12 protein-coding genes are annotated in these 13518 nt (G+C 65.9%); all 12 read left to right on the top strand.

The window, feature by feature from the left end:
• Positions 1 to 237 precede the first annotated feature (237 nt).
• A complete protein-coding gene (locus Q9235_RS18400) occupies positions 238 to 1608 on the top strand; it encodes a nucleotide sugar dehydrogenase (RefSeq protein WP_306223241.1) in 1371 nt (456 codons plus the stop codon).
• A gap of 35 nt (positions 1609 to 1643) precedes the next feature.
• Positions 1644 to 2582: a Gfo/Idh/MocA family oxidoreductase gene (locus tag Q9235_RS18405; RefSeq protein ID WP_306223242.1), complete on the top strand. Its 939-nt coding sequence runs from the start codon at positions 1644 to 1646 to the stop codon at positions 2580 to 2582.
• A gap of 3 nt (positions 2583 to 2585) precedes the next feature.
• The gene (locus Q9235_RS18410; RefSeq protein WP_306223243.1) at positions 2586 to 3188 is read left to right on the top strand and encodes an acyltransferase; all 603 of its coding nucleotides are present in this window, start codon (positions 2586 to 2588) and stop codon (positions 3186 to 3188) included.
• Positions 3188 to 4345 carry a DegT/DnrJ/EryC1/StrS family aminotransferase gene (locus Q9235_RS18415; RefSeq protein WP_306223244.1) on the top strand — a complete coding sequence of 386 codons (1158 nt, stop codon included), beginning with the start codon at positions 3188 to 3190 and terminating at the stop codon, positions 4343 to 4345. Before Q9235_RS18410 ends, Q9235_RS18415 begins: the two co-directional genes overlap by 1 nt.
• Positions 4342 to 5439, top strand: coding sequence for a glycosyltransferase family 4 protein (locus Q9235_RS18420; protein ID WP_306223245.1), 1098 nt, complete (start codon positions 4342 to 4344; stop codon positions 5437 to 5439). The genes Q9235_RS18415 and Q9235_RS18420 overlap by 4 nt, the downstream gene beginning before the upstream one ends.
• Positions 5436 to 6629: a glycosyltransferase gene (locus Q9235_RS18425; RefSeq protein WP_306223246.1), complete on the top strand. Its 1194-nt coding sequence runs from the start codon at positions 5436 to 5438 to the stop codon at positions 6627 to 6629. Before Q9235_RS18420 ends, Q9235_RS18425 begins: the two co-directional genes overlap by 4 nt.
• 98 nt (positions 6630 to 6727) lie before the next feature.
• The gene (asnB, locus tag Q9235_RS18430) at positions 6728 to 8617 is read left to right on the top strand and encodes an asparagine synthase (glutamine-hydrolyzing) (RefSeq protein WP_306223247.1); all 1890 of its coding nucleotides are present in this window, start codon (positions 6728 to 6730) and stop codon (positions 8615 to 8617) included.
• 12 nt (positions 8618 to 8629) lie between these two features.
• Positions 8630 to 9448: an ABC transporter permease gene (locus tag Q9235_RS18435; RefSeq protein WP_306223248.1), complete on the top strand. Its 819-nt coding sequence runs from the start codon at positions 8630 to 8632 to the stop codon at positions 9446 to 9448.
• Positions 9441 to 10763 carry an ABC transporter ATP-binding protein gene (locus Q9235_RS18440; RefSeq protein WP_306223249.1) on the top strand — a complete coding sequence of 441 codons (1323 nt, stop codon included), beginning with the start codon at positions 9441 to 9443 and terminating at the stop codon, positions 10761 to 10763. Before Q9235_RS18435 ends, Q9235_RS18440 begins: the two co-directional genes overlap by 8 nt.
• Before the next feature lie 15 nt (positions 10764 to 10778).
• Positions 10779 to 11594 (top strand): class I SAM-dependent methyltransferase, encoded by an 816-nt coding sequence (locus Q9235_RS18445; RefSeq protein WP_306223250.1) that lies wholly within the window; start codon positions 10779 to 10781, stop codon positions 11592 to 11594.
• A gap of 12 nt (positions 11595 to 11606) precedes the next feature.
• Complete coding sequence (locus tag Q9235_RS18450; RefSeq protein ID WP_306223251.1) at positions 11607 to 12728, top strand: CDP-glycerol glycerophosphotransferase family protein; 1122 nt, start codon at positions 11607 to 11609, stop codon at positions 12726 to 12728.
• Positions 12725 to 13513: a phosphocholine cytidylyltransferase family protein gene (locus tag Q9235_RS18455; RefSeq protein ID WP_306223252.1), complete on the top strand. Its 789-nt coding sequence runs from the start codon at positions 12725 to 12727 to the stop codon at positions 13511 to 13513. The genes Q9235_RS18450 and Q9235_RS18455 overlap by 4 nt, the downstream gene beginning before the upstream one ends.
• Positions 13514 to 13518: the final 5 nt, after the last annotated feature.

The following is a 13518-nucleotide window of genomic DNA, read 5'->3' on the forward strand; positions in this document are numbered from 1 at the left end:
CAGGCGCAGGCCATCTCGCTTCGCCATGACCTGCGAATACTCGCCGGATCGCTGGCTCGACAAAGGATCGCAACCCGGCTTTCGCTGGCGACTGCGCCGCCAGCGTTTTTCAACACGCATGCGTTGCTTCGGTGCGCTTGCAGTGTACGCTGGTTGACATCTTTCTAAGGCAGCGGCAAAGCCACCCGCATCTTTGCTTGCCGCGTCCAGCGCGCCTTCTCACGCAGAAAGCCGGTCATGTCTTCATCGCCGACAGCGTCGTCCGTTTCCGACAGGTCCGCGAATCTGCGCGATCAGCTCGCGCGCATCGCCACGAAAGACTACCGGGTCGGCATCATCGGCCTCGGCTATGTCGGCATCCCGCTGGCCCTGACCGCCTGCAAGGCCGGCTTCCCGGTCGTCGGCTTCGACATCGACGCCAAGCGCGTCGCGCAGATCAACCGCGGCGAGAGCTTCATCAAGCATATCCCGACCGAGGCCATCGCCGCCGCGATCAAGGAAGACCGCTTCCGCGCCACCACCGATTTCGACGAATTGCGCGACGTCGACGCCATCATCATCGCCGTGCCGACGCCGCTGACCAAGCATCGCGAACCGGACCTGAGCTATGTCGAGGCGACGGCCCGCGCGATCGCACCGCGCCTGCGCAAGGGCCATCTCGTCGTGCTGGAATCGACGACCTGGCCCGGCACGACCGACGAGATCATGCGCCCGATCTTCGAGAAGACCGGTCTGAAGAGCGGCGTCGACTTCTACCTCGCCTTCTCGCCCGAGCGCGAGGACCCCGGCAACCCGGATTTCGGCACCTCGACCATCCCGAAGGTCGTCGGCGGCGACGGGGCCGACGCGCTGGAACTCGCCAACGCGGTCTATGGCGCGCTCGTGGTCAAGACCGTGCCGGTCTCCTCCTCTGCGACGGCCGAGGCCGTCAAGCTGACCGAGAACATCTTCCGGGCCGTCAACATCGCGCTCGTGAACGAGCTGAAGGTGATCTACGGCAAGATGGGGATCGACGTCTGGGAGGTGATCGACGCCGCCAAGACCAAGCCCTTCGGCTTCATGCCGTTCTATCCGGGCCCCGGCCTCGGCGGGCACTGCATCCCGATCGACCCGTTCTACCTGACCTGGAAGGCGCGGGAGTTCGACGTTACCACCCGCTTCATCGAGCTCGCCGGGCAGATCAACACGGCCATGCCGCATTGGGTGGTCGACCGCGTCGCCGAGGCGCTCGACCGTCAGCAGGGCCGTGGCCTGAGCAAGGCGAAGATCCTGGTGATGGGCATCGCCTACAAGAAGAACATCGACGACATGCGCGAGAGCCCCTCGCTGCGCCTGATCGAACTGCTCGAGGAGCGCGGCGCCAAGGCCGACTACCACGACCCGCATGTGCCGGTGATCCCGCCGACCCGCGAGCATGCCAACCTGACCGGCCGCGCCTCGGTCGCGCTTTCACCCGAGACGATCAAGGGCTATGACGCCATCCTGATCGCGACGGACCATGACGCTGTCGACTACAAGGCGCTCGTCGCTGCGGCCCGTCTCGTCGTCGACACGCGCAATGCCTGCGCCAAGGCCGGCCTGACCGGCGACAACATCGTCAAGGCCTGAGCCGAGACGCCCCGGGAAACGCCAGAGACCACATCATGACGTCATTCGCACTGATCGGTGCCGCCGGCTATATCGCGCCGCGCCATATGAAGGCCATCAAGGCCGTGGGCGGCGATCTGAAGGTCGCCTTCGATCCCAACGATTCCGTCGGGATCATGGACAGCCATTTCCCGCAGGCGCATTTCTTCACCGAGTTCGAGCGCTTCGACCGCCATGTCGACAAGCTGCGCCGCCGCCAGGAGCGCATCGATTATGTCTCCATCTGCTCGCCGAACTACCTGCACGACGCCCATATCCGCTTCGGCCTGCGTGCCGGCAGCGACGTGATCTGCGAGAAGCCGCTCGTCCTCAATCCCTGGAATATCGACGGGCTGGCCGAGGTCGAGCGCGACTCCGGCCGCAAGATCAACACCATCCTGCAATTGCGCCTGCATCCGGCGATCATCGCCCTGCGCGATCGCATCGCCGCCTCGAACAAGCGCCATGCGGTCGACCTGACCTACATCACCTCGCGCGGGCGCTGGTATCACGCCTCCTGGAAGGGCGAGGACGCCAAATCCGGCGGCGTCGCCACCAATATCGGCGTGCATTTCTTCGACATGCTCGCCTTCGTCTTCGGTCCGCTGCAGTCGCAGACCGCGAACCTGCGCGAGGGTGCGCGCGCCGGCGGCCTGCTCTCCTACGAAAAGGCCGATGTGCGCTGGTTCCTCTCGGTCGATGCCGAAGACCTGCCGGACAGCGTGAAGGGCCAGAAGACGACCTTCCGGTCGATCACCGTCGACGGCGAGGAAATCGAGTTCTCGGACGGCTTCACCGACCTGCATACCCGCAGCTACGAGGAGATCCTCGCCGGCCGCGGCTACGGGCTCGACGACGTGCGCTTCTCGATCGAGGTCGTCTCGCAGTTCCGCAACACCCCCGTCGTGACCGCCGGCGAAAAACACCCCTTCGTCGCCAAGCACCTCAAGGGCTGAACGATGGCCGGCGCGTCGCAGATGCGGGAAGACCCGCGCTTTCCCGGCGCGCTGATCCATGAAAGCGCCTATGTCGACGAGGGCGCGACGCTCGGCGCCGGCAGCAAGATCTGGCATTTCGTGCATGTGCTGGGCCAGACCACGATCGGGCGCGACTGCGTGCTCGGCCAGAACGTGATGGCCGGGCCACGCGTGACGATCGGCGACGGCTGCAAGATCCAGAACAACGTCGCGCTCTACGACGGTGTCGAGCTGGAGGCGGACGTGTTCTGCGGCCCGTCCTGCGTCTTCACGAACGTCAACAACCCTCGCGCCTTCATGAACCGCAAGGCCGAGTTCCGCCGCACGCTCGTGAAGCGCGGCGCGAGCATCGGCGCCAACGCGACCATCGTCTGCGGGCATACGCTCGGCGCTTATTGCTTCATCGCCGCCGGCGCGGTGGTGACGAAGGACGTGCCGGATTATGCTTTGATGGCTGGCGTACCGGCGCGCCGCATCGGCTGGATGAGCAAGGCCGGCGAGAAGCTCGGGGCGGAACTGACCTGCCCGCTGACCGGAACGCGCTATCGGGAAACCGGCCCGGAGCAGCTTGAGGAGATTGCCTGATGAGCGAGCGTCCCGTGATCGAGTTCATCGACCTCAAGGCCCAGCGCCAGCATATCGGCAAGGCGATGGACGAGGCGATTCTCAAGGTCGTCCATGACGGCAACTACATCCTCGGCGAACAGGTCCAGCAGTTCGAGGCCGGGCTCGCGGCCTTCTGCGGGGCCAAGCACGCGATCGGCGTCGCCAACGGCACGGATGCGCTGATCCTCGTGCTCGAAGCGCTCGGCATCGGCCCCGGCGATGCCGTGATCTGCCCGAGCTTCACCTTCGCCGCGACCGCCGAGGTCGTTGCCTGGATGGGTGCGACCCCCGTCTTCGCCGAGATCGACGAAGCCACCTACAATATCGACCCGAAGAGCCTCGGAGCCACGCTCGAAACCGCGAAGCAGCACAAGCTCAACCCGCGCGCCCTGATCAGCGTCGATCTGTTCGGCCAGGCTTGCGACTACGAGCCGATCGAAGCCTTCTGCAAGCAGAACGGCCTCGTCCTGATCTCGGATTCGGCGCAGGGCTATGGGGCGCGCTACAAGGGCCGCGTCGCCGGCGCGATCGGCGATTTCGCGACGACCAGCTTCTTCCCGGCGAAGCCCCTCGGCTGCTATGGCGATGGCGGCGCGATCCTGACCGACAGCGACGAGCACGCCGCACTGCTGATGTCGCTGCGCTTCCACGGCAAGGGCTCGTACAAATACGACAATGTCCGCGTCGGCGTGAACTCGCGGCTCGACACCATCCAGGCCGCGGTGCTGATCGAGAAGCTCAAGATCTATGCCGAGGAAATCGAGAAACGGCAGGTCGTGGCGGCCCGCTACACCGCCGCACTCAAGGACGTCGTGGTCACCCCCCATGTCATGGCGGATTGCGTCTCGACCTGGGCCCAGTACACGATCCGCGTCGATGCCGACCGCCGCGACGCCTTTCAGGCTGCACTGAAGGCCAAGGGCGTGCCGACGACCGTCTACTACCCGAAGCCGCTGCACCAGCAGACCGCCTACAAGCATTATCCCGTCGCGGGGAATGGTCTGCCGATCTCCGAGCGCGTCGCGCAGGAGGTGGTCGCGCTGCCGATGCACCCCTATCTCGACGAATCGACGCAGGATTACATCATCGCACAGGTTCTGGAGGCTCTGGCCGCACCGGCGGCCGCGGTGGCATGAGCCGGCAGAAGCGGCTGGCTTATCTGGCGCTGGAAAACCCGCGGCCCGGCCAGGCTGCGCATACGCATGTCCACGCCATCATCGGCGAGCTGAGATCACTCGGCTGGGACGTGACCCTCTTCACCGCCGCGAAGAGCGGCGCCTCCGGCCGGGCCTCGTTCCCGGTGCGGCTCATGTCGCAGCTCGCCGCGCAAGCCTCCCTGCTGATGAAGGCGGCACGTTACCGCGTCGTCTTCGTGAGAGGGCATTGCATGGCGGCGCCGGCCGCGCTCATCCTGCGGCTTCTCGGCAAGACCGTCGTCCACGAGATCAACGGCACCACGCGCGATATCGTCGTCACCTATCCGGCCCTGCGACGGCTCTATCCGGTTTTCGCCTGGCTCGACCGCATCCAGCACAAGACGGCGGATCATCTTTTCGCGGTGACGGAAGCGCTCGCCCGCTGGGCCAGCGATCATGCCGGGCATGACCGGGTTTCGGTGGTGACGAATGCCGCCGATACCGCGCTTTTCAATCCACAGGGCCCGAAAACCTCCTTCGATCGGCCCTATGTCGTCTTTGTCGGCGGCCTGGTGCGCTGGCACGGCATCCAGACGATGCTCGCGGCGATCGACCACCCGTCATGGCCCGACGGCGTCCGGCTGGTCATCGCCGGAGACGGCGTCGAAGCTCCCGCCGTGAAGGCCGCCCGGTCGGACCGTCTTACCTATCTCGGCAGGCAGGAGCAGGACGCCCTTCCGTCGCTGTACCGGGGGGCGCTGGCCAGCCTCGTCACGATCGAGAATCCCGAGGGGCGCTCCGATTACGGCGTCATGCCGCTCAAGCTGTTCGAATCGATGGCCTGCGGCGTCACCGTCATCGCCAGCGACCTGAAGGGACAGGCGGAGCTCGTGCGCTCCACCGGTTGCGGGCTGGTCATTCCCCCGCAAGACCTGGCGGCGCTTGCGGAAGCCGTCGCGCGCCTCGCCGCCGATCCGTCCGCAGCCGCGGCGATGGGCGAACGCGGTGCGACCGAAGCGCTTGCTCACCATTCATGGGCGGCGCGTGCCGCGGCGATCGATAGCGTTCTCGGGCAGATCGAGGGCGCGCGATGACAGCCGGGGACCGCCGTCGCTCGGTCGGTATCCTGACCCACACGGCCATTGCCGACGACCCGCGGGTTCGTCGGCAGGTGGAGGCCTTCAGCAAGGCCGGCTGGCGTGTCCTCGCGTTCGGCGCCAAGGGAGGGCGTGCCGCGCCGCCGGCAGGCGAGCTGCTGGAAGCGCATCTGCCGTCCTACGACCGTACGTTCCGAAGCCGGTTGCGGCGGCTCGTGCGCCTCGGCCGCCTACAGGTGCAGCCATGGGCGCCGGAGGCCGTCTTCTGGAATCTTCCGGAAAACTACGGTGCCATCCTCGACCTCGCCGAGCCCTATCGCCCGGATCTCTGGCTGGCGAACGACTGGACCATGCTGCCTCTCGCGACGCGGCTGGCCGAGAGGGATCGCATCCCGTTCATCTACGACACGCATGAATTCGCCTCGGACGAATTCCCCGAGAACTGGAAATGGCGCACCTTCATGCGCCCGCTGGTCAGCAAGATCGAAGCGGCCGGCATTGCCCGGGCCGCGGAGATCACCTGCGTCTCCGACGGCATCGCCGACAGGCTGGCGGCCGTCTACGGGCTGGCGCGCCGCCCTGTGGTGGTCCGCAACGTGCCCCGCTACGAGGAAATGCCGTTCCGGCCGTGCGGCGAGTGCATCAAGGTGCTCTATCATGGCCTGGTGATGCCGAACCGCGGGCTGGAGGCCCTGATCGGTTCCGTCGCGCTCTGGCGCGACGAGTTCGAGCTAACGATCCGCGGGCCGGGCAGCGACACCTATCTCGCCGAGCTTCGTCGCCTTGCCGAGGCCGGCGGCGTGACGCAGCGGGTCCATTTCGATCCGCCCGTGCCGTTCACGGACCTGGTTCGGGCGGCGTCGGCATATGATATCGGCATCTTCGTGCTCTCGCCGCATTCGCACCAGAACCGCTACGTACTGCCCAACAAGCTGTTCGAATACACGATGGCGGGGCTTTGCGTCTGCGTCTCGGATCTTCCGGAAATGGCGGCGGTGATCGCCCATTATGGCCAGGGCCGCCTGATCGCAGGCCTCTCCACCACCGACATCGCTACGGTCGTCAACGGACTCGACCGCTCCGCCGTGGAGGAGCACAAACGCCGCGCGCTCGTCGCCGCCCGGGAATTGAGCTGGGAGCACGAAGAGCGGCGCATGATGGAGATTGCGGACGCCCTGACGGCCTAGCCGGCTTCGCTTGAAGAGCGCGGACGCACCGTATAGAAGCTGCCGACTGCGCGGCGCCTTCGTCGCTGCGGCGGCGGAAAAGCAAGCGGAACAGGACGATGTGCGGAATCTGGGCCTCGCTTGGCCTGTCTCCCGACAAGCGGGCGATCGACCTCGTGGCTCACCGAGGCCCTGACGGCGACGGCTGGGAAGAGATCGCGACGCAGGCTGGCCCGCTCGCGCTCGGGCATCGCCGCCTCGCCATCATCGCCCCAGATGCCAGCGGCCTCCAGCCGATGACCTATGATGACCGCTACGTCATCGTCTTCAACGGCGAGATCTACAATTACCGCGAATTGCGCGACGAATTGACTGCGCTTGGGCGCAGCATCCGGACCAAGACCGATACGGAGGTCCTGCTCGCAGCCTATGCCCAATGGGGAGAGGCCTGCCTCTCCCGGTGCAACGGCATGTTCGCCTTCGTGCTTTTCGACAAGCAGGCGCAGCGGCTGTTCATCGCGCGTGACCGCTTCGGCGTGAAGCCGCTGTATTACTGGGTCTCGCCCAAGGGCGTCGCCTTCGCCTCCGAGATCAAGCAGTTCACCGCAGTCGAAGGTTTCCAGGCCCGGCGCGACGAGCGCGGCGCTTGGGACTTCCTCGTCTCCGGCGTGTTCGACCATCGCCGGGAGACGATGTTCGCGGGCGTCCAGCAACTGCGCGGCGGGGAATATCTCTCGATCGATCTCGCAGCATGGCGGCCCGGCGGCGTTCCCGCCCCCCACCGCTGGTACGAGCTGCCGCGGCCGGACTCGCTCGCGCTGCCGATGGAGGAGGCCTCGGCCCGTTTCCTCGACCTCATGCGCGATTCGGTGCGCCTGCGCCTCAGGGCGGACGTTCCGGTCGGGACCTGCCTGTCGGGCGGCCTCGATTCATCGACGATCGTCTGCCTGATGAGCGAGCTGATCGCGGACGATCCGAATGCGCGGCAGCACAGCTTCACCTGCGCCTTCGATACGCCCGGCCTCGACGAATGGACCTATGCCAAGGCGGTCAACGAGCAGTGCGGCACGACCAGCCATGTCGTCTCGCCGAGCGCCGAAGATCTCTGGTCGGCGATCGATGCCATGATCTGGCATCAGGACGAGCCCTTCGGCTCGACCTCGATCTTCGCGCAATGGTCGGTCTTCGCCGAGGCCCACAAGGCCGGCGTGACGGTCATGCTCGATGGCCAGGGGGCGGACGAGCAGCTCGCGGGCTACCATCCGATGTTCGGCGCCGCTCTCGCGGGCCATCTCAAGAAGCTGCGCCTCCAGCGCTTCGTCAGCGAGATCAAGGCCATCCGCCGCCGGCACGGAACCTCGATGGAACGGCTGACCGGGCTCGTGCTCGCCAGCCTGCTGCCGCGCGGCTGGTTCACGCCGATCCTGAGGCTGACGGGCCGCTCGCCCGCGCCGGCCTGGCTCAATACCGGCTTCTCCGCCGCGAACGAGGGTGATCTCCTGGGGTCGCTGCGCGTGCCCCGGACGGGAGACGCCTCGCCGCTCGGTTCGCTTTGCGCCCATCAATTGACCACGACGAGCGTCCCGATGCTCTTGCATTTCGAGGATCGCAACTCGATGGCCCATGCCATCGAGGCGCGCGTGCCGTTCCTGGATTACCGGCTGGCGGAGCTGACCATCGGTCTCGGCGAGGCGCACAAGCTCGTCGATGGCGAGACCAAGGCGATTCTGCGCCGCGCGATGGAGCCGATCCTGCCCGCGAAGGTCACCAACCGGCAGGACAAGCTGGGTTTCCCGACCCCCGAGGAGGTCTGGTTCAAGGGCCCGTTGCGCGAGCGCATCCTCGCCGCGGCCGACGAGACGGTCGAGGCGTATCCGACAATCTTCGATGCGGACCAGGTCCGGCGCTATGCCCGCGACATGCTCGACGGCCGGGTGCCGTTCTCCTTCGCGCTCTGGCGCATCATCTGCTTCGGGCGCTGGGGCCAGCGCTTCGGCGTCGCGGCTTGAAGGCGCAGGTTCATGACACTGGCCCGTAAAGTCGGAGATTTCCTGCTGGCGCCGTGGCAACTGGTCTTCCGGCACCGGGCGATCCTGACCACGACGTCGCTGATCGAATTGCGCATGATGTATGCGGGATCGGTGCTCGGGCTGGCCTGGGTGATCCTGGCGCCGCTGCTGCTGCTCGCCATCTACACGCTGACCTATGCCTATATCTTCCAGGTCCGCGTCCCCGGCCTGACCACGGCGGATTACATCGCCCATGTCTCGGCGGGGCTGATCGCCTTCCTCTCCTTCGCGGGAGCGCTGGCCGGCGGCTCGGTCTCGGTGATCCGCAACAAGCAGATGCTGACCAGTACCGTCTTCCCCCCTGAGCTTCTCCCGGTCAGGGCGGTGATCGTCACGCTGCCGCCGCTTCTCGTCGGCGGGCTGGTGATCGCCGCGGGCGCGATGCTCTACGGCTCGGCCGGCAGCAGCGTGCTCGCGCTCCCGGTCGTCATGCTGCTCCAGTTCATGTTCACCTGCGGCATCGTCTGGGTGCTGGCGCTGGTGACCCTGGTGCTGCGGGACATCCAGCATCTCATCCAGTATCTCGTGATCATCCTGCTGATCGTGACGCCGATCGGCTACGTGCTGGAAATGGTCCCGCCGCGGCTGGCGCTGCTGACCTATCTCAATCCGCTGGCCTATTTCGTCCTGTCCTATCAGGAGATCCTCGTGCGCGGCGCCCTTCCGACAGGCAAGCTCGCGACGGCCATGGTCCTCTCGTCGATCCTGTCGTTCTCGGGCGGTTTCTGGCTGTTCCAGCGCGCCAAGCTGGCATTCTACGACTATGCCTGACGCAAGCCCGGCCTTGCGCTTCTCGAATGTCGGCAAGACGTTCCCGCTCTACGAGACGCCGGGGCAGCGGGCGCTGGACGCCTTCGGATTCTACCGGCTGCTGCCGCGCGCGCTGCGGCCGCAGTTCCCCTCCTTCGACGCCCTCGCCGATATCAGCTTCTCGGTCAGCAAGGGGGAGCGTGTCGGCGTCATCGGCCGCAACGGCGCCGGCAAGACAAGCCTGCTGAAGCTCGTCACCGACAATTTCAAACCGAGCCGTGGCGCGATCGAGCGGAACGGAACCGTCCACAGCCTCATGCAGACTGGGATCGGCTTCTCGAACGAGATGACGGGGCGGGAGAACATCCACGCCGCCCTCGCCTATAACGGGCTGCCGGAGAGCGAGATGCTCCGCGTCGTCGACGAGATCATCGATTTCTGCGAGCTCGGCGACCATCTCGACCAGCCGCTCAAGACCTATTCGCTCGGCATGGGCTCGCGGCTGCAATTCGCGGTCGCCACGGCGGTCGACCCCGATATCCTGATCATCGACGAGATCCTCGGCGCGGGCGACGTCTATTTCACCCATAAATCCGCCGCCCGGATGAAGGGCTTCGTCGAGCGCGGCGCCACGATGCTGATCGTCTCGCATTCGATGCAGCAGATCCTGGAATTCTGCGATCGTGTGATCTGGCTGGATCGCGGGCGCCTCGTCATGGACGGGCCGGCGCTCGAGGTGATCGACGCCTACGAGGTCTATCTGGAGCGGCTGTCGCGGCTCGGCATCAGCAGCGAAGACCCGCAGTCGCGCTTCGAGCCCCCGGCCTCGTCCGGCGAGATGAAGACCCGGCTCGGCGACGGCCGCGACGTCTACCGCTGGCCGGGCAAGAAGGGGGTCAAGATCGACAGCCTGAGCCTGGAGAACGAGCTCGGGCCGACGGACAAGTTCCGGCCCGGCGAGCCGCTGAAGGTCAGCCTCTCGATCGTGGCGGAAGAAGGCGGCGACTATATCTGCCGCTATGTGATCACGCTCTGGACCGCGGCCGGACGGCGGGTGGGCAGGATCGAGAACGACGTCGACCGCTTCACCCTGGCGGCCGGCGAGCGCCGCAGCATCCGCTTCGAGACGCCGGCGCAGGCGCTGACCCGCGGGCGCTATTTCGTGTCGTTTTCCGTTTACGACGTCGACAAGCACGGCTCGGCCGCAACCCAGGAGGCCCGGTACGACGTGCTGGCGCATGCGCTCGATTTCGAGGTCGTGCCCCCGGGCGGCGATGACGATTTTCTGATACGGCATCCCCTGCAGGTCTCACTCGCTCGACCCGCACGACATTAAGGTTCAAGAAGCACTATGATCCCGGTTTTCGTTCGCCGCTATTTTTCAGCAGACCAACGCCGCTGGCCTCTCGCGCTCAAGCTCTCGTCGCGCCTGAACGATTTCGGCGTCAAGATGGTCGCGCTGAGCCGCGAGCTCATGAACGCCATCTATGCGGATGATCGCGGACTGAACGACCGCGATCCCGTCGTGCGCCTGCGCGGCCTCAACGCCGCGATCAACGACACGCTTCGCCGGCAGGCGCAGGAATATAAGAGCTATACCTATTTCAACGGCTATCCCTATCAGGGCCTCGGGCTCCTGAACGTGTTCGGAGACCGGCTCGCCGATCCGCGCTTCGACGAATACGAGCTGAGGAAATTCATCAGCGAAAAGGACAACGTCCTCGACATCGGCTGCTCCTGCGGCTTCATCGCGCTGATGGCGGCCTATCGGACCGGGTGCCGCGCCCATGGCATCGACATCAACCCCTATATGATCGAGATCGGCCGGCTCTGCGCCGACCACCTGAATGTCGGCGGCCTCGTCTCGCTGGAGGCCGTCCGCATTCAGGAATACGCGGCCAAGGAGCCGTTCACCGTCGTCCTGTCCTTCGCGACGCACTGGACCGACGACGAGAATTACCGCGTGTCGATCCGCGACCATATGGAGCGGATGCATTCCTATCTCGCGCCGGGCGGGCTGCTTCTGTTCGAAACCCATGCGGCTGACCCCGGCCAGGCCGATTTCTACGCAGCGATGGAAACCGTGCGCGACCTGTTCTCGTGGGACGGCGTCTTCAAGAAGACGGAATCCGGCCTGCGCGAGTTCTACGTGATGAGAAAGATCTGACAGGCACGGATCGTGGAACGCCGCCTCCTGCAAGCGCTGCGCCGCTTCTTCGGAAGGCCGGGCCATGGCGTCGATGTCGATTTCTACGCATCGAGCTGGATCGACGAGATCTGGGTCCGCAGCACGATCGCGGCCTGCCTCGCCCGCGGGCTCAAGCTGCGGCTGGTCCTGTCGGGCGGACCGGGCGCGGCGCCGCCGGCGCTCAGGGAGCGCTATGCCGCGCTTGAGGTTCCGCTGATCGAAGCCTCGAATATCGAAGAGCTGCACAAGCTCCGGATGCGGCTGGTCGTCACCGCGTCGAGCGGCATTCCCAGGGCGTTCTTCGGGCCGTCCCTGCGGCGGCTCGTTCACATGCCGCATTCTCTGGTCAGCCTGCACATGATCTATCCGGGCGATGCGTTCGACAATTACGACGTGCTGTTCGCGGCCGGCCCGCATCATGTCCGCGAGTGGAGCCTGATCCGGGCGCGCCACGGCCTGCCGCCGGGGCTGTCCATGGATGTCGGCTACGGAAAGATGGACCCGCTCGCCGATGTGCTCCGGGAGGCGGGACCCCCGCAGCCGCAACGGCATGTGCTTCTGGCGCCGTCCTGGGGCGAGGCCAATCTGTTGCGCAGCATGGGTCCGCAGCTCGTGGCCGGACTTCTGGCGGAAGGCCTGCAGGTCACCCTGCGGCCCCATCCGAGCTTCTTCCTCAAGCAGGAGCCGGAACTAGCCGCGACGCTGGAAGCTGCGGCCGGCAACCCCCGCTTCGTCCTGGAAACCTCGACCGATATCGTCCAGACCGCGATGCTGAGCGCGGATGTCCTGGTGACCGATTATTCCGGCATCGCCTTTGAATACGCCGCATTGAGGCATCGGCCGACGGTCTTCGTCGACCTGCCCAAGAAGGTGCTGAACCCGGATTGGCAGGAAATCGCGTCCGAACCGGTCGAAATCGCGTTGCGCGCGCGGCTTGGGACCATCGCCGGCTGCACTCTCGGCGATACACTGCAGGCTATCCTCGCGGCGATCGACGCGCCTCGCCCGCCGGATGCCATTGCCGCCGTCGTGCCCGATTTCCTCTATGAACAAGCCCATGTCGGCGAGCGCGCCGCGACCAGCCTGATCGCCTTGATGAAGGACCTCAGATGACCTCACCGCGTGCCGTCATCCTCGCCGCCGGCTTCGGTTCGCGGCTCAGGCCTCTCACCGATACCGCCCCGAAATGCCTGACCCCCCTGGCCGGCGAGAGCCTGCTGTCGCGCCAGTTGCGGACGCTCGCCGCGGAAGGGATCGACGACATCTCGATCGTCGCGGGTCATCTCGCGGACCGGATCGCGTTTCCGGGGCTCAAGAAGGTCCTGAACCCGGATTACGAGCGCACCAACATGGTGTCGTCGCTCTTCTGTGCCCGGCATCTCCTCGACGGGTCGCGCGACCTGCTGATCTGCTACGGCGACATCGTCTATCAACGCACGGTCCTGGCGTCGCTGCTCGCGGTCGATGCCCCCGTCGCCGTGGCTGTCGACCGCGGCTGGCGCGATCTGTGGGGCCTGCGCATGGACGACCCGCTCTCGGATGCCGAGACGCTGAAGATCGGCCCCGAGGGCCAGCTCGTCGAGCTCGGCCGCAAGCCGCGGAGCTATGACGAGATTGAAGGCCAGTATATCGGCCTGATAAAGATCAGGGCCGATGCCCAGCGCGGCATCGTCGATCTCTACGACAAGCTCGACCCCGCCGGCCCGCATGACGGCCGGGACAAGGCGAACATGTTCATGACGTCCTTCGTGCAAGCGATGATCGATGCCGGCATCACGGTGCGTCCGGGCTTCTTCAACCGCGGCTGGCTGGAAATCGACAGCCTGGCCGATTACGAGGCCTATAACGGCCTCGCGCAGAGCGGCGAATTGCTGGCCTTCTATGATGATCGCCTCTGAAGGGC

This window comes from Bosea beijingensis, assembly GCF_030758975.1.
GTDB lineage: Bacteria > Pseudomonadota > Alphaproteobacteria > Rhizobiales > Beijerinckiaceae > Allobosea > Allobosea beijingensis.